Raw genomic sequence first — 17,307 nt, forward strand, 5'->3', positions numbered from 1 at the left:
TCCAAAACATTTATTTCCGATGAAAAATCCGTCGCGCTTCTTGTATTTCAGTTTTTATTTTTGACATTTCTTCATCTAGCTTAAATGCGGCTTCTGCAGCAAGCTGTAACCTCAACTTAATATCCTCTGGAATTCTACCTTTATATTTATAATTCAAAGAATGCTCATTCGTAGCCCAGAAATTCATCGCTAATGTACGAATTTGAATTTCTGCCATGATCACTTTATTCCCATGAATAGTTTCAACTGGATATTCAATTAGCATATGGAAAGAACGATATCCACTTTCTTTTTCATTAGCTATGTAATCCTTCTCTTCTACTATGGTAAAGTCTTTACGAGATCTCAGCATTTCGACAACGGTATAAATATCATCTACAAACTGACATACAACTCGTATACCAGCTATATCTTGGATATCTTGTTCAATTCGATTAAGCGGTATTTTTCTTTTTTCTGCCTTTTCTAAAATACTTTGCACCGGTTTCACACGTCCAACAATAAATTCTATCGGAGAATGTCTTGTCTCATATTCAAATTGTGCACGCATGCCTTTTAATTTTACCTTTAGTTCTTCAACTACTTGTGAATAAGGTGCAAGTATTGCTTCCCAATTCATTTGGAACACCACCTGTAATGACTATTTCGTTTTTATTTTAACACAAAAGAAATATATATTCTTTGCATAATTACTTCTGTTTCGCCATAATCAATGTAATTAAGAAATTCCTGGAGGTACCAAATGGCACAAGAAATCGAAATCGAATATAAAAACCTATTAACAAAAGAAGAATATGAAACCCTATTGCATAATCTACCTTTTCCAAAAGAAGGGAAAGAACAAATAAATTACTACTTCGAAACAGCAGACTTTAAACTACGTCAACATCATGCAGCATTAAGAATTCGTAAAAAAAATAATCAATACCAACTAACATTAAAAGAGCCTCATCAAGATGGCCTACTAGAAACACATGACTCCCTAACCGAGGCAGAAGCATTATCATGGATTAGTCAACATCCAATCGCAAAAGAAGCGACCACCATTCAATTAAATCAAATGAATATCGAAACAGATGAGTTACACTATGTAGGTAGTCTAACTACAATCCGGCGCGAATACCAGGAAAATGGACTCATAATTGTTTTAGATTATAGTCAATATAATCATGTGGAAGACTATGAGCTAGAGATAGAATCACAAAGTAAAGAAGCCGGTTTAAAAGCTCTTACGAACATTCTAGAAACATATCATATTACCCAAAAAGATACACCAAATAAAATAGCAAGATTCTTTTCTAGTCTATCTTAAAATATAGTACAATCAGATTATTTGCTCACCCTTATTTATTGTTGCTACAATATAGACACCATTGATAAGGAGTAAATAAACGTGAATCATCGAACAATATTTGAAGAAATTGGTGGCTATGAGACTATCGAACGGCTTGTGGCTGCTTTTTATAGACGAGTTGGAAATCATCCGAAACTCACTCCTATTTTTCCAGAGGATCTTACAGAAACCGCAAGGAAACAGACATTATTCTTAACACAATTTTTCGGCGGTCCTCCTATTTATACAGAAGAACGAGGACACCCTATGATGAGACGTAGACACCTACCATTTGAAATTACACCTTCAAGAAGAGATGCTTGGTTAGATTGCATGGAAGCAGCATTAGAAGAAGTGGAAATTGAAGAACCATACCGTACAGCTATATTTGAAAAGTTGACCATGACCGCCAATCATATGATGAATACACCCGAACAATAGAAAGGAGAATCGATGTGAGCTGGGAACGAACTGAGCTAATTAGCTCACAGAAAGCAAACACATCGTCCGAATATAGTTGTGATACTGTAAAAAAACCAATTGAAATATATGTATTTATCGACCCGATGTGTCCGGAATGCTGGTCACTTGAGCCGTATTTAAAAAAGCTATCAATTGAATATGGACGATTGTTTACGCTAAGACCAATAATTTCAGGAGCCTCTAGGCCGCTTAATCATGATAATTTTGATCAACCAAAAAGACTTAGAGAGATTTGGGAACGTACCGCATCTAGAACAGGAATGAGTTGTGATGGTGATTTATGGCTTGAAAACCCAATTCACTCCCCTATCACAGCCTATTTAGCTATTAAAGCTGCTGAGCTTCAAGGAATACGTTATGGAAAAGTATTCTTACGCAAAGTACAAGAAAGCCTATTCTTAAAAAAGATGGATATCTCTAAAGAATCCGTATTGTTGGAGTGTGCAAAAGCTGCCAAGCTAGACATTCAAGAATTTAGAAATGATTTACATTCCGATTCGGCAAGGAAAGCATTACAATGTGATTATAAATTAAACCGTGAAATGGAAATTGATTACATGCCAACGATGGTGTTTTTCCATAAAAATATTGAAGAGCAAGGAATAAAAATCTCTGGTCTTTACCCTTACGAAATTTATGTCCGAGTATTAAGTGAAATGACAGAGCACCTGCCGATTCCTTCACAACATCCTTCGCTAGAAGATTTCGTAAAATGTTTTAGTGTGGTTGGAACAAAGGAAGTATCTGTCGTGTACAACTGGACCCTGGAAAAAGCAGAACGTGAAATGAAAAAACTCCAATTAAAGCAAATTGTAGAAAAGATTCCTGCTAAACACGGGACATTTTGGCAATTTAATGAACAAAGATAACGATGATATTAAACGAGAAAAAACCAAGGGGGGATACCTTGGTTTTTTACTCATTTAAGAAAAAATAAAGGATATACGGGGCAGCGTATATCCTTCTTTTTCTCACTTCTTTGTATCAAAACAAAGGGGGATGGGAGAAAGTTTCATGATCAAACAAAGGGGTTTTGTTTGTGATTCATCTCACATTAATAATATATCAGTTACAACCATTTTTCGCAACTAGTTTGTTTTTCTTTTCACAAATCTGTCACTTCTATTATCACTTTGACTTACATATATATTAATAGACGATTTTCTGATCGGAATAAGGAGGAAATTATGTTGCGAGAATTACTTCCATACTTGTTTATTATCTTAACGTTGTTTGCTGTTTTACTAAATCTATTTGGGTTAATGCAACTAATCCCAATTTATATCACATTACCGATTCTGTTTTTATGTATTTATTTTACTTTATTTTCATTCACCCATCGAAATAAATATCGTGGCTAATTTGCTTATGTTCCTAACCAGACTACTTCTTATAGTACCTCTAAAGTAAAAAGGGTGACCCGATTTAAAGGCCACCCTTTTCCTTATTTATTTAACAGAAGATTCTCCATCTCTGTTAGTTTTTCTTCAAATACATCTAATGCATCTAAGATTGGTTGTTTCGATGTCATATCGACACCAGCTTTTTTCAATACTTCAATCGGATAATCACTACTTCCAGATTTCAAGAAATCTAGGTAATGACCAACTGCTCCTTCTTCCCCTGATAGCATTTTATTAGCTAATGCTGTCGCAGCAGAGTACCCAGTAGCATATTGATAAACATAGTAGTTGTAGTAGAAGTGAGGAATTCTTGCCCACTCTAGACCGATTTCTTCATCTGATACCACTTCATCACCGAAATATTTTTTATTTAGCTCATAATAAATTTCTGTTAAGTTATCTGCTGTTAGTGCTTCCCCTGCTTGTGCGCGTTTATGAATCTCATGCTCGAATTCAGCAAACATGGTTTGACGGAAAACAGTACCACGGAATCCTTCTAAGAAATGATTTAAAATATATAGCTTTTGTTTTTCATCGTTAAGATTGTTTAATAAGTAGTCGTTAAGTAATGCTTCATTCGCTGTAGATGCCACTTCCGCTACAAAGATGGAATAGTTACCATAACGATATGGTTGGAACTTCCTTGTGAAATAACTATGTGCTGAGTGTCCTAATTCATGTGTTAATGTAAACAGGTCACTCACACGGTCTTGCCAGTTCAATAAAATGTATGGGTTCGTACCATAAGCACCTGAAGAGTATGCACCACTTCGCTTACCTTTATTTTCTTCCACATCAATCCAACGATTAGCAAAGCCTTCCTTAATGACCTCTAAGTATTCTTCTCCAAGAGGCTTAAGACTTTCTAATACATATTCTTGTGCTTTCTCATATGGGATTTCCATGTCAACATCTTGGACTAATGGTGTGTACATATCATACATATGCACTTCATCCACACCTAGTATTTGTTTACGTAATTTTCCGTAACGGTGTAATAACGGTAATCTCTCATTAACCGCTTCAACCAGATTATCATATACTGTTTCCGGAATATTATTATTGTCTAACGCAGCCTGTCTAGCTGAATCATAATGACGAACTTTCGCATTAAAATTATGCGACTTAACCGTACCACTTAGTGTAGAAGCAAAGGTATTTTTGAATTGTCCATACGTGTTATACATTGCTTGGAATGCTTCTTTTCGCACTCGACGATCCTTTGATTCTAAGAACCCTACGTAGCGACCATGTGTTAGATCGACTTCTTCTCCCTTTTCATTGGTAATGGTAGGGAATGTTAAATCTGCATTATTTAACATACCGAACGTTTGTGACCCATTAGATAAAGCTTCAGACGCCTCTGCTAAAAGAGCTTCTTCTGACTCTCCTAATACGTGTTTACGTTGTCTAATAATTTCATTTAACACATGTTCATAAAGCTTTAACTCCTCTTTCTCTTCCAGGTAAGTCTTTATCGTTGCTTCATCCATCTTCAGAATCTCTGGTACTAAATAACTCATAGAGCTTTGCGCAAATGTTAATACATTCTCTGCTTTTGCATTCAATGCTTGATAAAATGAGTTTGTCGTATCCTGATCATAACGCATATGTGCATATGTAAAAAGCTTACCAAGTCTTTCTGACAATTCATCTTGCAAGTTTAGAACGTTATATAAAGAGTCTGCAGATTCTGCAACCTTTCCTTTATACTCTGAGATTTTAGGAATTTCATTCTTTAAACTATTAAGCTCTTCTTCCCATACGGCATCCGTTTCAAAGATATCCTCTAATCTCCACGTTCTTTCAACCGGTACTTCACTTCTTGCTTGAAGTTCTTTTGTTGCCTTTGCCATTAATCTTCCTCCTTTACATCATTCCACAATATAGTTATCAGTAAAAATTAGAAAATACTCTAATAACTATATTATTTAGTATAACGAATTAATTATGAATCATGCTCGTATTTTGTCTCGAAAATGTTCAAAAGTTCTTTCAATAATTCTTCATCTCCTTTAAGAGCGTCTTCTATATGCGAATAATGGTGTAAGTTTTTACTTTTACGAAACTCATGCTCGGAGATCTGTTCAATAATTCCTAATGCGGTCAATAGATGAAGGTATTCCATAATGGGGTCAGCAGAGGGCTGTATTAAAGGGAACGGATCTGTTGATATCGTTTTACGAAGCTGAAAATGGCAAGAATTGACGGAAAAAACTGCTCCAATAGGGATAGGGTCAATAAACTCTAAACAAATCCTACTTTGCCAATCCCATAGTGAGGTTAACATTTTATATTGGGAGGAGATAGGAAGATATATAACGGAGGGCAAGAACTCTCGGTGTGTACCTTTGTAATATAACCAATTGTACCAACTCAACTCGGTGCCATATAATTTTTTAGGTTGATACATCCTGTACTGATACTTTGCTTTTCTCCATTCATTAAGGAAAAGTTCCTTTGAAAACACAGACATTTTAAACATATCAAGAAAAATCATGGAATCAAGTTTTTTTATAATGAAATCTCCAATCATTCGTCTTTTTCCTATTTGAAATACATTTCCAATCATCGTGAAAAATTTGCTATGTGGGTCGAAAAAATATAATACGGGGATAGATTGATCCTGGAACTGATGTAAAAACTGCAATAGAAAGTGGTCGACCTTGAAGGAGTGTTTAGTAGTTCGTTTGAGGTTGGTCGCACCTAAAATCCAAATTGGTTGAATTCCGACACTTAGATAACTCCATGTTCGCTTTTTTATCTCTTTAATGGGTATCCTTGCACACTGATATTCCAATGCAATTTTCTTTTTACCGACGCTAAGGAAAATGTCACATCTCTGCTTGATTGACGAAATATATTGTTCAAGCGCCACTTCTAAGCCTTGCTTAATTAGCCATTGATATAGCATGATCTTGCCTTGCTCATGATAGATCCCCTCCCCTCCTTCATGTGTTTGACAATTCTTCCTGTTTTGATGAGCAAAGTGAGGTATTATCTTGGAGCCTGATTTAATAATAACCTTTCCCTTACACACAGGACAAAAAAACACATGATCTGATCGAAGTACTTCAATCTCCTGCTTGGAAAACTCGAATAACGTAATTAGCTTTCCATTATTTAATTTTGCTTGTAGCAAACCAATCACCTCCATCATACTATTTCGATAGAGATGATGAAATTCCTGCAAAAAAAATAAGATACCTATAAAAGGTATCCTATGGATTCACAGGGAAATGTAAGCGAATATCAGCAAAAGTAGTGGTATCGAAAATCTTTTTTCCATACTCTTCTAGTACATGAATGGTGATATTTGAATCATCTCCATATTCAAATACACGAGAAATAATATCTTCCTGTGTATGTTCATCTAGTACATCTTGCGAAAATTCCATATAGAGATAGTATTTTCCATTATAATAATATAATGTTTCCTCCTCACTTCCTGTATCATTGTGGAAGTGGTGACTGAGTTGTATAACATCTTCAAAGTCTTTAAAGCCAGCAATAATCCATAAATTCTCCTCAACGAAGTCATTATCTGCATCATCATTATCGCCATTATCGCTTCTACCAAACTTTTCTTCTAAGAATGATTCTACTTTTTCATCTACAGGAATATCTATAGTAGAGCCATCTTCATCAATTGGAAATTCTAGATTATCTCCATTTTTAGAAAGCTGTGCCTTTGTAACAACAATTTCTAATCCTTTTTCTAGAGCATGAACTTGAATCCATAAAGGGCCATCTACATGAAAGTCTTCTTCATAATTCACTTCATCCATCATCTGCCAGAACAATTGTTCACTACGCTCACGATTATACCAAATTTCTTCCCGTTGAAAACCTCGATCTTCAATATCCACATAAGAGATAAAGAATTTTACTGTGTTCTCATTAATTCTTTCGATTTCCATGCAATTCTCTCCCTTCTATTTCAATCTAGCTCCAGCGAGTTGGAAGCTTCACTTAAGGCGTGTTTACTATACTCGGCTTAAGTGTCCTGCCCATACATTGCTTACTGGGCTTCTTCCTTTTTTATATTCAATAGAGCTAGTTATTCTTATCTATTGAAAAAAGAATACCATCTTATTTATATTGTATGTTAGCATATTGCAATATGAAAATTAATATGCCTATATATAATTATTTAAAATATTATTTTAACTTATTTCATCGAATTTGTCATCATTCTAACATACTAAAAGCGCAGATTCTTGAAATTAGGAATCTGCGCTTTTACTTTGGAAAAGATGGTCACTTAATTAACCATTCTTCTAGCTTCCTCTAATTGAAAAGTTCGTACAGTTCTTGGTAAAAACCTGCGAATCTCATCTTCATTATAGCCAACTTGCAGCCTTTTTTCATCTATAATGATCGGTCTTCTTAGTAAGCCTGGATTCTCTTGAATCAAAGTAAATAATTCTTTTAAAGGAAGCTGATCAATATTTACGTCTAAACTTTGGAATACTTTGGAGCGTGTTGAGATGATCTCATCTGTACCATCTTCCGTCATCCTTAATATTTCCTTTATTTCATCTAAAGTTAACGACTCAGAAAATATATTCCGCTCCTTAAAAGGAATTTGGTTGTCTTTCAACCAAGCTTTTGCTTTTCTGCAAGATGTACAACTAGGTGAGGTATAAAGTGTTACCATGTTACTTCACTCCTCATTACTGTTTACAATTCGTAAACCTTTAATCGGTTATTAAATTAAAATTACTTTAAATAACCTATAAGTATAGTATACATCATTTGTCAAGTAATAGATAGATTATTTTCACTAAAAATGTCAAATTCACAAAATCGATATAATTAATGTAAAAGCCATCCTCTAATAACACCTTTATATAATGTTAGGTTATATTACATTAAATTAAATTAATTCTTGATTTTTTCCAATATTCCCCTTATCATTTAATTATAATGTAAGGAAACCTAACACAAGGAGGGGAGTAGATGAAAAAGATTGAAGCCATAATACGTCCAGAAACATTCCAATCTTTACGTAGTAGCTTATCCGAGATAGGGATAGGCGGTTTAACGATTACAGAAGCAGCTGGTACTGGGAAACAAAAAGGGCAAACCGGATTATTTCGCGGTACTACGTTTCAGCTACAGTTATTACCTAAGCTTAAAGTAGAAACAGTCGTGGATGATAGTCAAGTTGATGAAATAGTCGACATAATCATCAACACTTGTAGCACAGGAGCAATTGGTGACGGAAAAATCTTCATTTATCCGATTGAAGAAGTCATTAGAATTCGCACAAAGGAACGAGGAGCGCAAGCCATTTTATAAAATGAGTTTATGATTAGGAGGGGAAAGAATGAATACAGAAGAACTAGAGTTAGCCATTAACCTAGTATGGGTAATGTTAGGCGCTTTTCTTGTATTCTTCATGCATGCAGGATTTGCGATGGTCGAATCAGGGTTTACTAGATCCAAAAACACGTTAAACATATTAATGAAGAACTTCTTAACCATTAGTGTTTCAGCAATTTTATTCTTTGTTGTCGGGTATGGTTTAATGTTCGGAAGTACTTTTGGCTCTATAGTCGGTTCCGATGGCTTTTTGCTTAGCGGCGTAGAGGATATTGGTTTCTTTGTCTTCCAAGCAATGTTTATAGCCACCTGTGCCACCATTATGTCTGGTGCTGTTGCAGAAAGGATTAAGCTTGGAAGCTATATTTTAATTGTGATAGCTATGACGGCAATTGTTTATCCAGTAGTGGGACATTGGATTTGGCAAGGAGACGGTTGGCTAACGATTCTTGGATTTAGCGATTTCGCTGGATCTACCGTAGTTCACTTAACAGGCGCTGTAGGCGCATTAGTAGTTGTTCTTATTTTAGGACCTCGCTTAGGTAAATACGAAGGGAAAAAAGTTAACGTAATACCAGGTCATAATATCCCTCTCGGCGCGTTAGGTGTTTTTATCCTATGGCTTGGATGGTTTGGATTTAATGGGGGTAGCACACTAGCAGCTGATCCAACATTAGTCCCCATGGTAATTGGCACTACTTTGTTATCTACCTCTGCTGCCTTAGTTGCAAGTGCATTATACACCAGATTCCGATACAAGAAAGTGGATGCCTCATTATCATTAAACGGTGTATTAGCAGGATTAGTAGGAATTACTGCAGGGTGTGCCGAAATATCTCTCGGCGGCTCTATTATAGTCGGATTAATTTCTGGAGTGATTCTCGTAGAAGGAATTCGATTCTTCGATGCTAAGTTACAAATTGATGATCCGGTTGGTGCAATTACCGTACATGGTCTACTTGGTATATGGGGTACATTGGCTGTAGGTTTATTTTCAACTTCTACTGGCCTGTTTTATGGTAATGGATTTGCACAACTTGGAATTCAAGCCATCGGGGTACTCGCGGTCATCTTATGGGTAGCCTTTACCATTGGTGGATTTACGTATGTATTAAACAAGTTTGTTCCAATTCGTGTATCGAAAGAGGAAGAAATTGCAGGACTTGATTTTGCAGAACACGGTTCTAATGCTTATGACTTCAAGGACACATTGTTAACTAACGATGAGATTGAATCGCCAAATGTAGGTCTTGCATTAGCAGATCGCTTAAACAATATCCCTGCCGGAAACACCGAAGGAAAAACGATATAAAATAAGCAATACACATTGAAAACACTACACTTTTAAACACCACAAACGGTCGTCTTAACCAAAGGTTTAAGACGACCGAATTATAAATATTATTTCATCTGATTTCTATCTAGCCTCGATAAAATATCCTCAGACTCTCTGTCCTCATTAAATGTTAATACTTCATCTACAGGTTGATAAGACTGCCCATAAAGCTGTTCATCTTTATACGTATGAATCGATTCATACATTTTTCTCATTTGCTCATAAATGACTTCTTCCGATTCATCATTCGGTGACCAATATAAAATTTCCATTGGGGTCTCCTCATTAGTCGCCAATGAACGTCGATTATATCCAATTGATTGAGCATGCTTAAACCCTTCACGCTTATAAAAATGAAGTCGTTTTTCGGTATCTGAATCATCATAATCAACCGGTTCTACTTCTAATATTATCGGTTTATTATGTTCTTTTAATTTTTTAATTAACTTATGTCCAATACCTTGTCCTCTCGCTTTAGCTGAAACCCATACATAATCAATAAAAATAAAGGAATCAAATTCAGCATACATCATAACATGATATGGACCATCATCTTTATGGTAAACGTCCCCTTTTTCCTTCAATAACAGTTCCATATGTTCCTTTGATTTCATTTCTTCAATAGGGAAATATTTACTTAATTTTTCATACCAATCCATGGATCTACTCCTTCGTATTTTCTAAAAGAAAGCTAACAAACTCTTAACGATTTTGTAAAACAATCCTGAAAGCCTTTCTGTTGCTAGTATAACGAAAATAGGATTAGATGTTAAATCCCTGTTATACACTTATATCTTCAGTATGTGTAGTTAAACGAAAAAAAGCGAAACTTTTATTTATTGTTTCGCTTTTTTTCGTAATTTATGGCTTATAATCAACATTTTGGGTATATGTGTTACCAGCATTCCAAATTAAGTACTCATTTATTCCATTATCCTGTAAGGCTTTTATCTGTGCTTCCACTTCTTTTTTTCCATATTTTGTTACTGGTATACCTGTACCATTATAGATCCATGGCGCTTCAAAATCCTGTATCCATGGTCGAGAGACTGGTCGATTTTCCAATTTAGAAAGTACCTCATTTTCCACTTTAGCGTATTCATCCGTTAAACGATACGGCTCTGCATCAGGAAGTGGGATTCCAAAATAATTATTAGACCAGTGACTTGGATATATCATGGATGAAATGACATCGACATTTTCCGATATTTTGGAGAAGTTTTGACCTATTCCTGGTGCTTCAGGAATAGTAGCTGCATAACCGAAAATATCCACAGACACATCTATGTCATAAGGCTCTAATTCTTGTTTCGCATACGCCACAAAATCTGTAACAGCCTGAACTCGCCGTTGAACATTATCTTCTTCACTATCTTCATAGGCACCTTGTGAATAGGTTAAGTCGCCATCCCTACGTTCAAACCCTTCTGGAAATCGAACATAGTCAAACTGAATTTCTTTGAAGCCCATTTCGGCTGCCATTTTAGCAATATCAACATTATATTCCCAAACCTCTTTTTGGAATGGATTTACAAATGATTCGCCACGGTTATTTTCCCAAACAGAACCATTCTCTGTAAACGAAAGATCCGGTCTATTTTCAGCTAACACACTATCTTTAAATACTACAACCCTGGCAATTGGATAAATTTGATTTTCCTCTAATGTTTTCATCATTTCCTGAATATCTTTAATATAATTTTGACCAATTGCTACAAATGGTGAATCTTCATCAGGTTTAAATGTTAAATATCCATGGTCTTCTTTAATATCAATAACCATTGCATTCAGATCAGAATTATTCACCAATTCCACTAATGAATTAAATCGACTACCACCCGCTGAGTGACCAGTTACATAAATACCTCTTACTGCATCTGGATATTCAAAATTATATCCAGAATCAACTACGAAGCGCTTTATAGAAACACCCTGTTCAATTAATTGAATAGATGTTTGTCTTGCTACATGATCATGGGCAAATAATTCTTCGTCCCCACTACTTTTTTCTGGTATTGCAAACGGAAGTAAAATAACAAGCAGGAGAACAATTGGGATTAAAAATCTCTTCAGTTGTGTATTCTTCATTCTATCAATCTCCTATTCCATAAGTGTAGCTTGCTTACGTTAAGTTGATGCAGACAACCTTTCGTTTGCAACCCTTTCCATCTATTATAAGGCAGAAACGCTAGATTTTGAATGGAAAATAATAGATTTTTGTCATTCTTTTTGTCGTATTGTCGAATTACTCTCTTTCCATCGTTAAACGAACCGAAATATCAAATTATTCGGAACATATATCTCTATTTCATCATTTCTTATGATTTTTACATTAGAAGGGTAATTTAACGTTATAAGGGCAAATTACAAAAGAACCTAATGTATAACGTCATGAAGAAAGGAGCTTGAAATATGGATAGACAAGTATGGTTTGTTATTGCTGCTGTAGCTATTATCACTGCTGTAGGATTTTTCGCTTTTCAAGGGATAAATGATGACGAACATGCTGAACCTCCAGCTGGCGAAGATACACAAAACGAAAATGAACAACAAGATACTACTCCAGAACAAACCAAGAATCCAGAGAAAGAGAATCATCAGTCTGTTCAACATATGGACTACACAGGAGAGGTTGCACCTAAATTTTCCGCTGAAGAGCTAGCAGCCGCTCCTACTGACAATTGGATTACAAATGGTGGTGACCTTTACAACCGAAGATACTCACCGTTAGAGCAAATCGATACATCTAATGTTGGGGACTTAAAGCTAGAATGGGTTACTAGCTTAGGTTCGGGTTTAGAATTCAAATATTCCGGTGAGTCAACGCCTCTTGTATATGATGGGGTAATGTTTAATGTTACCGGAGCTAATGTTGTACAAGCTCTTGATGCTACTACGGGAGAAATTATTTGGGAGTACACACCACAACTCGCCGATGGCCTTGACACCGCTTGCTGTGGTTGGATTAGCCGCGGTGTTGCATTAGGAGATGGAAAAGTCTTTGTCGGACTATTAGATTCCCGTCTAGTAGCACTAGACCAAGAAACTGGTGATGTTGTTTGGGAGACACCTGTTGCTGAATGGCAAAAAGGGTACACCATCACAAGTGCCCCCCTCTATTATGATGGAAAAGTTTACACAGGAGTAGCTGGGGGAGAATACGGCATTCGAGGCTTTTTAGCTGCTTATGATTCTAATATCGGAAGAGAGGTATGGAGAACGTATACAATTCCTGCACCAGGTGAGCCAGGATCTGAAACTTGGCCAGATGATAACAATAGCTGGCTAACTGGCGGAGGGCCTATTTGGCAGACTCCAGCTGTTGACCCAGAGCTAAATATGATTTATTTTTCAACTGGGAATGCTTCACCTGACCTTGATGGAAGTAACCGCGAAGGAGATAATCTTTACGCGAACTCCATGCTAGCCTTAGATGCTGATACAGGAGAATACCAATGGCACTTCCAGCAAGTGCATCATGATATATGGGATTTAGACCCTGCTAATCCAGTTACATTATTTGATGTAGAAATTGATGGTGAATTGAGAAATGCTATTGCAGAAACAGGGAAAACTGGTTGGGTATATATATTAGATCGTACAAACGGTGAACCATTAATCGGGATAGAAGAACGACCGGTACCACAAGATGAAAGACAAAAAACGTCTCCTACACAACCATATCCAATTGGAGACGCACTAGTACCACAATCCATAACAGAGGAAGATATCGAACGAGATTTTCCAGATGATTTTGATGGAAAAGTTGGGGATTTATTCACACCATTCTGGGATGAACCATTAACCATTACTCCTTCGCCTCAAGGAGGAGGTAACTGGCCACCATCTGCTTACAATCCAGATACAGAATTGTATTATGTACAAGTAAACAGTAACTATTTTGCCTATGCACACAACGAAGAAGACGAAGCGAATATTTTTGATGAAGGGAAAGAATGGATTGGAAGTATTTGGCAACCAATGGAAGGTGGACCACAGCACGGATTAATCACAGCAGTTGATGTTAAAACCAATACAATTGCATGGCAAGAGGAATGGGAGACCATTGCCTTTAGTGGATTATTAACTACAAAAGGGAATTTACTATTTGCTGGTCATAATGACGGAAGGCTTATTGCCTATAACGCAACGACAGGTGAAGAATTATGGGATTTCATGACTGATGCCGGTGTTAATGCTCCAGCAATGACTTATTCCGTTGATGGAAAGCAATATATTTCCGTCTTTGCTGCTGGTAATTCATTAGCCGGGACTACCCACGGGGATAAAATTTACACCTTCTCTTTAGAGGGAGAATACACATCTCTAGAAGACGTACCAGAAGACGCAATTAATACATCTCCAACCGCCGAGGAACAAGACACAGATAACCAGGAAAGTGAAGGTCAAACCGGTACAGATGGTGGTGGTGAAGTGGCAGAACAAGGTCTTAAGATATATGAAAGCAATTGTCTATCCTGTCACGGTGCCAAGGGTGTAGGTGGCCATAATGGACCTAACCTTGAAAACCTTGAGATGACCGATGAGGAATTAATCGAACAAATTAAACATGGTAGTGGTGGTATGCCGCCATTTGAAGGCGTATTGTCAGAAGAACAAATTGAAGCAGTAAAAGAGTATTTAAAAACATTAATGAAAGAATAATTTAAAAAAGATGGTTCTAGAGTAAATAAAACCTAGAACCATCTTTTTCATTTAATTAGACGCTTTTTCTGCTAATGGAAGATGGATTAGACGGTCATCTTTATCAGTCGGTTCTCCCCGATCATCACGATTACTTGTAATGACAAATAATGCATCCTCTTCAATAAACACATCGCGAAGTCGACCTGCTTCATCATAGAAATCTTCCATCACTTGTGTTGCTATATCATACGTTAAAATTCTTTTCCCCGCTAAAGAAGTTATATATAATTGTCCATCATGGTAGGCAACACCAGATGGCGCCCATGTATCTTCACCTGAATGTACTAGCGGACTAACCATACCTTCCGCCTCTTCATCCCCCTCAATAATCGGCCATCCATAGTTTTTACCTGCTTCAATTATGTTAATTTCATCATTACCTTTTTCCCCATGTTCAGAGCTATAAAGAACCCCTTGTTCATCCCAAGCCAACCCTTGTGAGTTTCGATGACCATAAGAAAAAACATAAGAATCTTCAAATGGATTATCGTTCGGAATCTCACCGTTCAGCTCCATACGTAAAATTTTACCAGCTAAACTATCTAAATCTTGTGCTACATCACCTTGCCCGAGGTCACCTGTTGTTGCATAGAGCATACCATCTGGGCCAATTTTAATTCTTCCGCCATTATTCATTTCCCCACCAGGAATATGATCCAAAATCACATCTTCTTCCTTCCAAGTGGAACCATCAAGAACAAGGGTTACGATACGATTTACCATTTCCCCTTCCTTATCATAGGTATGAAATGCAAATGCTCGTTTCGTATTTTCAAAATCTGGCGCTAATGTAAAGCCAAGAAATCCAGATTCTCCCTTATGTAGAATATCTTTTGAAACTTCTACATTTTGAACCTCTACTAATCCGAAATCACCATCAATCGCAACAATCGTTCCATCCCTTTGGCTTAAATAAAAAGTCCCTGCATGTTTATTAATAGTCCATGGAATAAATAATTTATTGGCATTGATGTTGCCATCATCCGATGCTATAACTTCAATGGAATCCTCAAAGACCTGAATGGCATCATCCTGATCATTATTAGCTTGCTCTTTCTCTTTATCTGGGCTGTCCAATACAAATAGGAAGATTATTGCAGCAACTACTAGCACCCCTATTAAACTAACTAAACCATACTTCTTCAAATTTCTTTCACCTCTAATTTATTCTTCGTTCAAGCACGAAGGTATTTATAGGTTTATTATTTCCAAATCTTTATTTAGATATACATATTTTCATAGAAATTGGTTACTATTTTCACAGAATGAAAGATATGAGCGATAAAATCTTCTACAGCACTGGTTGATATTTTTACTAATGTACATACTATATGGGAATATTTTTTACTGGGAGGTTATCATGAGAATCCTTTTAATTGCAGGAATCGTAATAGGACCCTTTTTAATGTACTATTTATCCAATACATGGAAGAATATTCGATTCCTATTCCACATCGTTGCTATTATTTCTACGATGGTTTTTGGGATAATCGCTTCTTTATCTATATACCAAATAATCATCGACGGTACAGTATTAATGACAAATATTCATGCAATTTTTTTAAACCCATTCTTTTTACTATCAGGATCCTATATTGGCTTGTATATGCTATACTTCCTATTAACTTTGACAATGAAGCCATGATTTACTAATAAACAGTAGCGGCTAAGCAGTATAATCGCTCCGGAAATCAAGCGATTGTTTGCTCAACTTGGTACAGTCAAGCACGGGATCCACCAAAACACGAGCACTCTATCGTGTCCCTCATGCATACAGGAGAAACCGTCTCCGGAGCGAATGTCATTCGTACTCTATCAAGGGATGTTCATGATGACGACTAATGGCTTACACATCCCTATCTTCTTCCCTAACGCGAGAAAAATCGTCTTCTTCACCAAACTCGGTACCATAATTAAGTCGTCCAGTACCGGTAGTCTCTCTTTCATCAGCAGGTTCGAATAATAAGGTGATACAATATAAACCACTCAAACCAACTAACGTATATACAATTCTAGATAGTAACGCATCTTGCCCACCAAAAAGTGCAGCTACCAAATCAAATTGGAAAAGTCCAATTAAACCCCAGTTAATCGCACCTATGATTACTAGAGCTAATGCAATTCTTCTTAATGCTTCCATCTGTTCTTCACCTCCCTTAATCAAAGTAACAATCATTATTATCATCCACCTTAATGTATTGGTTCATACCAATATAGCTAAAAATTATGGTTATTTTCTTTGCACTAACGGAATAATGAGAATGATACTGATTAAGGAGTGAGACTAATGACACAAGATGAACTGAAAACAGCAATCCAGCATTTACTTAGCGATAGTAATGTCGGTATTATGGCAACAGTTCAAAACAATAAACCACACGCACGCTATATGACATTTTTTAATGAGGAATTAAATCTTTATACGGCAACAGAAGAGCATACACATAAAGTAGATGAATTAGAAAACAACCCTTACACACACATCCTTTTAGGTTATGAAGGTGAAGCATATGGAGATGCGTATGTGGAGTATGAAGGGAAAGTTCATATTTCTGATTCGTTAGATTTGAAGCAGAAACTGTGGAATACGAATATGGAGAAATGGTTTGATGGACCACATGATCCAAACTATATTGTATTAGAAATTAAACCTATTCAAATTAGATTAATGAATAAAAAAGGTGAAGAACCAATGATTTTAGACCTATCATAATCTG

At 36.3% G+C, this 17,307-nt stretch carries 18 protein-coding genes; 9 read left to right on the forward strand and 9 right to left on the reverse strand.

Annotated elements, in window-relative coordinates:
• Window positions 1–10 precede the first annotated feature (10 nt).
• Window positions 11–619, reverse strand: coding sequence for a GTP pyrophosphokinase family protein (locus tag MKY78_RS02220; RefSeq protein ID WP_186871359.1), 609 nt, complete (start codon window positions 617–619; stop codon window positions 11–13).
• A gap of 123 nt (window positions 620–742) precedes the next feature.
• Between MKY78_RS02220 and MKY78_RS02225 the strand changes: the two genes are divergently transcribed.
• The 4 genes from MKY78_RS02225 (at window position 743) to MKY78_RS02240 (ending at window position 3,177) form a co-directional block, all read left to right on the forward strand.
• On the forward strand, window positions 743–1,312 hold the full coding sequence (locus tag MKY78_RS02225) for a CYTH domain-containing protein (RefSeq protein ID WP_339215858.1): 570 nt from the start codon (window positions 743–745) through the stop codon (window positions 1,310–1,312).
• Window positions 1,313–1,393: 81 nt separating this feature from the next.
• Window positions 1,394–1,774 carry a globin gene (locus MKY78_RS02230; protein ID WP_339215859.1) on the forward strand — a complete coding sequence of 127 codons (381 nt, stop codon included), beginning with the start codon at window positions 1,394–1,396 and terminating at the stop codon, window positions 1,772–1,774.
• Window positions 1,775–1,788: 14 nt separating this feature from the next.
• Window positions 1,789–2,685 carry a ClpXP adapter SpxH family protein gene (locus MKY78_RS02235; protein ID WP_339215861.1) on the forward strand — a complete coding sequence of 299 codons (897 nt, stop codon included), beginning with the start codon at window positions 1,789–1,791 and terminating at the stop codon, window positions 2,683–2,685.
• A gap of 318 nt (window positions 2,686–3,003) precedes the next feature.
• On the forward strand, window positions 3,004–3,177 hold the full coding sequence (locus MKY78_RS02240) for a hypothetical protein (RefSeq protein ID WP_339215862.1): 174 nt from the start codon (window positions 3,004–3,006) through the stop codon (window positions 3,175–3,177).
• An 83-nt stretch (window positions 3,178–3,260) separates the two neighbouring features.
• Here MKY78_RS02240 and pepF read toward each other — a convergent pair whose 3' ends face one another.
• The 4 genes from pepF to spxA all read right to left on the reverse strand — a co-directional run bounded on the left by pepF (window position 3,261) and on the right by spxA (window position 7,879).
• A complete protein-coding gene (pepF, locus tag MKY78_RS02245; RefSeq protein WP_339215864.1) occupies window positions 3,261–5,075 on the reverse strand; it encodes an oligoendopeptidase F in 1,815 nt (604 codons plus the stop codon).
• 92 nt (window positions 5,076–5,167) lie between these two features.
• Complete coding sequence (locus tag MKY78_RS02250; protein ID WP_339215865.1) at window positions 5,168–6,361, reverse strand: competence protein CoiA family protein; 1,194 nt, start codon at window positions 6,359–6,361, stop codon at window positions 5,168–5,170.
• Between the two features lie 79 nt (window positions 6,362–6,440).
• On the reverse strand, window positions 6,441–7,139 hold the full coding sequence (mecA, locus tag MKY78_RS02255; RefSeq protein WP_339215866.1) for an adaptor protein MecA: 699 nt from the start codon (window positions 7,137–7,139) through the stop codon (window positions 6,441–6,443).
• A gap of 344 nt (window positions 7,140–7,483) precedes the next feature.
• Window positions 7,484–7,879 carry a transcriptional regulator SpxA gene (spxA, locus tag MKY78_RS02260; protein ID WP_186871367.1) on the reverse strand — a complete coding sequence of 132 codons (396 nt, stop codon included), beginning with the start codon at window positions 7,877–7,879 and terminating at the stop codon, window positions 7,484–7,486.
• A 302-nt stretch (window positions 7,880–8,181) separates the two neighbouring features.
• Between spxA and MKY78_RS02265 the strand changes: the two genes are divergently transcribed.
• Both MKY78_RS02265 and MKY78_RS02270 read left to right on the forward strand, forming a co-directional pair.
• Window positions 8,182–8,523: a P-II family nitrogen regulator gene (locus MKY78_RS02265; RefSeq protein ID WP_339215869.1), complete on the forward strand. Its 342-nt coding sequence runs from the start codon at window positions 8,182–8,184 to the stop codon at window positions 8,521–8,523.
• Window positions 8,524–8,551: 28 nt separating this feature from the next.
• Window positions 8,552–9,859 (forward strand): ammonium transporter, encoded by a 1,308-nt coding sequence (locus MKY78_RS02270; RefSeq protein WP_339215871.1) that lies wholly within the window; start codon window positions 8,552–8,554, stop codon window positions 9,857–9,859.
• A gap of 89 nt (window positions 9,860–9,948) precedes the next feature.
• Here MKY78_RS02270 and MKY78_RS02275 read toward each other — a convergent pair whose 3' ends face one another.
• Both MKY78_RS02275 and MKY78_RS02280 read right to left on the reverse strand, forming a co-directional pair.
• A complete protein-coding gene (locus tag MKY78_RS02275) occupies window positions 9,949–10,542 on the reverse strand; it encodes a GNAT family N-acetyltransferase (RefSeq protein ID WP_339215873.1) in 594 nt (197 codons plus the stop codon).
• A 202-nt stretch (window positions 10,543–10,744) separates the two neighbouring features.
• On the reverse strand, window positions 10,745–11,971 hold the full coding sequence (locus MKY78_RS02280; protein ID WP_339215874.1) for a putative glycoside hydrolase: 1,227 nt from the start codon (window positions 11,969–11,971) through the stop codon (window positions 10,745–10,747).
• Window positions 11,972–12,295: 324 nt separating this feature from the next.
• Between MKY78_RS02280 and MKY78_RS02285 the strand changes: the two genes are divergently transcribed.
• Complete coding sequence (locus MKY78_RS02285) at window positions 12,296–14,548, forward strand: PQQ-binding-like beta-propeller repeat protein (RefSeq protein WP_339215875.1); 2,253 nt, start codon at window positions 12,296–12,298, stop codon at window positions 14,546–14,548.
• A gap of 51 nt (window positions 14,549–14,599) precedes the next feature.
• Here MKY78_RS02285 and MKY78_RS02290 read toward each other — a convergent pair whose 3' ends face one another.
• Window positions 14,600–15,736, reverse strand: coding sequence for a PQQ-dependent sugar dehydrogenase (locus tag MKY78_RS02290; RefSeq protein WP_339215876.1), 1,137 nt, complete (start codon window positions 15,734–15,736; stop codon window positions 14,600–14,602).
• 214 nt (window positions 15,737–15,950) lie between these two features.
• Here MKY78_RS02290 and MKY78_RS02295 point away from each other — a divergent pair, with 214 nt between their 5' ends.
• Complete coding sequence (locus MKY78_RS02295) at window positions 15,951–16,235, forward strand: transposase (RefSeq protein WP_339215878.1); 285 nt, start codon at window positions 15,951–15,953, stop codon at window positions 16,233–16,235.
• Window positions 16,236–16,436: 201 nt separating this feature from the next.
• Here the strand turns inward: MKY78_RS02295 and MKY78_RS02300 are convergent, their stop codons facing one another.
• Entirely contained in the window at window positions 16,437–16,730 is a 294-nt protein-coding gene (locus MKY78_RS02300; protein WP_339217797.1) for a DUF378 domain-containing protein, read from the reverse strand.
• A gap of 147 nt (window positions 16,731–16,877) precedes the next feature.
• Here MKY78_RS02300 and MKY78_RS02305 point away from each other — a divergent pair, with 147 nt between their 5' ends.
• The gene (locus tag MKY78_RS02305; protein WP_339215880.1) at window positions 16,878–17,303 is read left to right on the forward strand and encodes a pyridoxamine 5'-phosphate oxidase family protein; all 426 of its coding nucleotides are present in this window, start codon (window positions 16,878–16,880) and stop codon (window positions 17,301–17,303) included.
• The last annotated feature ends 4 nt before the right edge of the window (window positions 17,304–17,307 follow it).

It is taken from the genome of Ornithinibacillus sp. FSL M8-0202, assembly GCF_037975285.1.
Lineage (GTDB): Bacteria > Bacillota > Bacilli > Bacillales > Amphibacillaceae > Ornithinibacillus > Ornithinibacillus massiliensis.

Excerpts from the sequence above, each read along its gene's own strand:
- MKY78_RS02240 (WP_339215862.1), top strand. The coding sequence starts at position 3,004 with ATGTTGCGAGAATTACTTCCATACTTGTTTATTATCTTAACGTTGTTT.
- MKY78_RS02285 (WP_339215875.1), top strand. The coding sequence starts at position 12,296 with ATGGATAGACAAGTATGGTTTGTTATTGCTGCTGTAGCTATTATCACT.
- MKY78_RS02265 (WP_339215869.1), top strand. The coding sequence starts at position 8,182 with ATGAAAAAGATTGAAGCCATAATACGTCCAGAAACATTCCAATCTTTA.
- pepF (WP_339215864.1), bottom strand. The coding sequence starts at position 5,075 with ATGGCAAAGGCAACAAAAGAACTTCAAGCAAGAAGTGAAGTACCGGTT.
- mecA (WP_339215866.1), bottom strand. The coding sequence starts at position 7,139 with ATGGAAATCGAAAGAATTAATGAGAACACAGTAAAATTCTTTATCTCT.
- MKY78_RS02305 (WP_339215880.1), top strand. The coding sequence starts at position 16,878 with ATGACACAAGATGAACTGAAAACAGCAATCCAGCATTTACTTAGCGAT.
- MKY78_RS02270 (WP_339215871.1), top strand. The coding sequence starts at position 8,552 with ATGAATACAGAAGAACTAGAGTTAGCCATTAACCTAGTATGGGTAATG.
- MKY78_RS02220 (WP_186871359.1), bottom strand. The coding sequence starts at position 619 with ATGAATTGGGAAGCAATACTTGCACCTTATTCACAAGTAGTTGAAGAA.
- spxA (WP_186871367.1), bottom strand. The coding sequence starts at position 7,879 with ATGGTAACACTTTATACCTCACCTAGTTGTACATCTTGCAGAAAAGCA.
- MKY78_RS02275 (WP_339215873.1), bottom strand. The coding sequence starts at position 10,542 with ATGGATTGGTATGAAAAATTAAGTAAATATTTCCCTATTGAAGAAATG.
- MKY78_RS02225 (WP_339215858.1), top strand. The coding sequence starts at position 743 with ATGGCACAAGAAATCGAAATCGAATATAAAAACCTATTAACAAAAGAA.
- MKY78_RS02280 (WP_339215874.1), bottom strand. The coding sequence starts at position 11,971 with ATGAAGAATACACAACTGAAGAGATTTTTAATCCCAATTGTTCTCCTG.
- MKY78_RS02300 (WP_339217797.1), bottom strand. The coding sequence starts at position 16,730 with ATGGAAGCATTAAGAAGAATTGCATTAGCTCTAGTAATCATAGGTGCG.
- MKY78_RS02295 (WP_339215878.1), top strand. The coding sequence starts at position 15,951 with ATGAGAATCCTTTTAATTGCAGGAATCGTAATAGGACCCTTTTTAATG.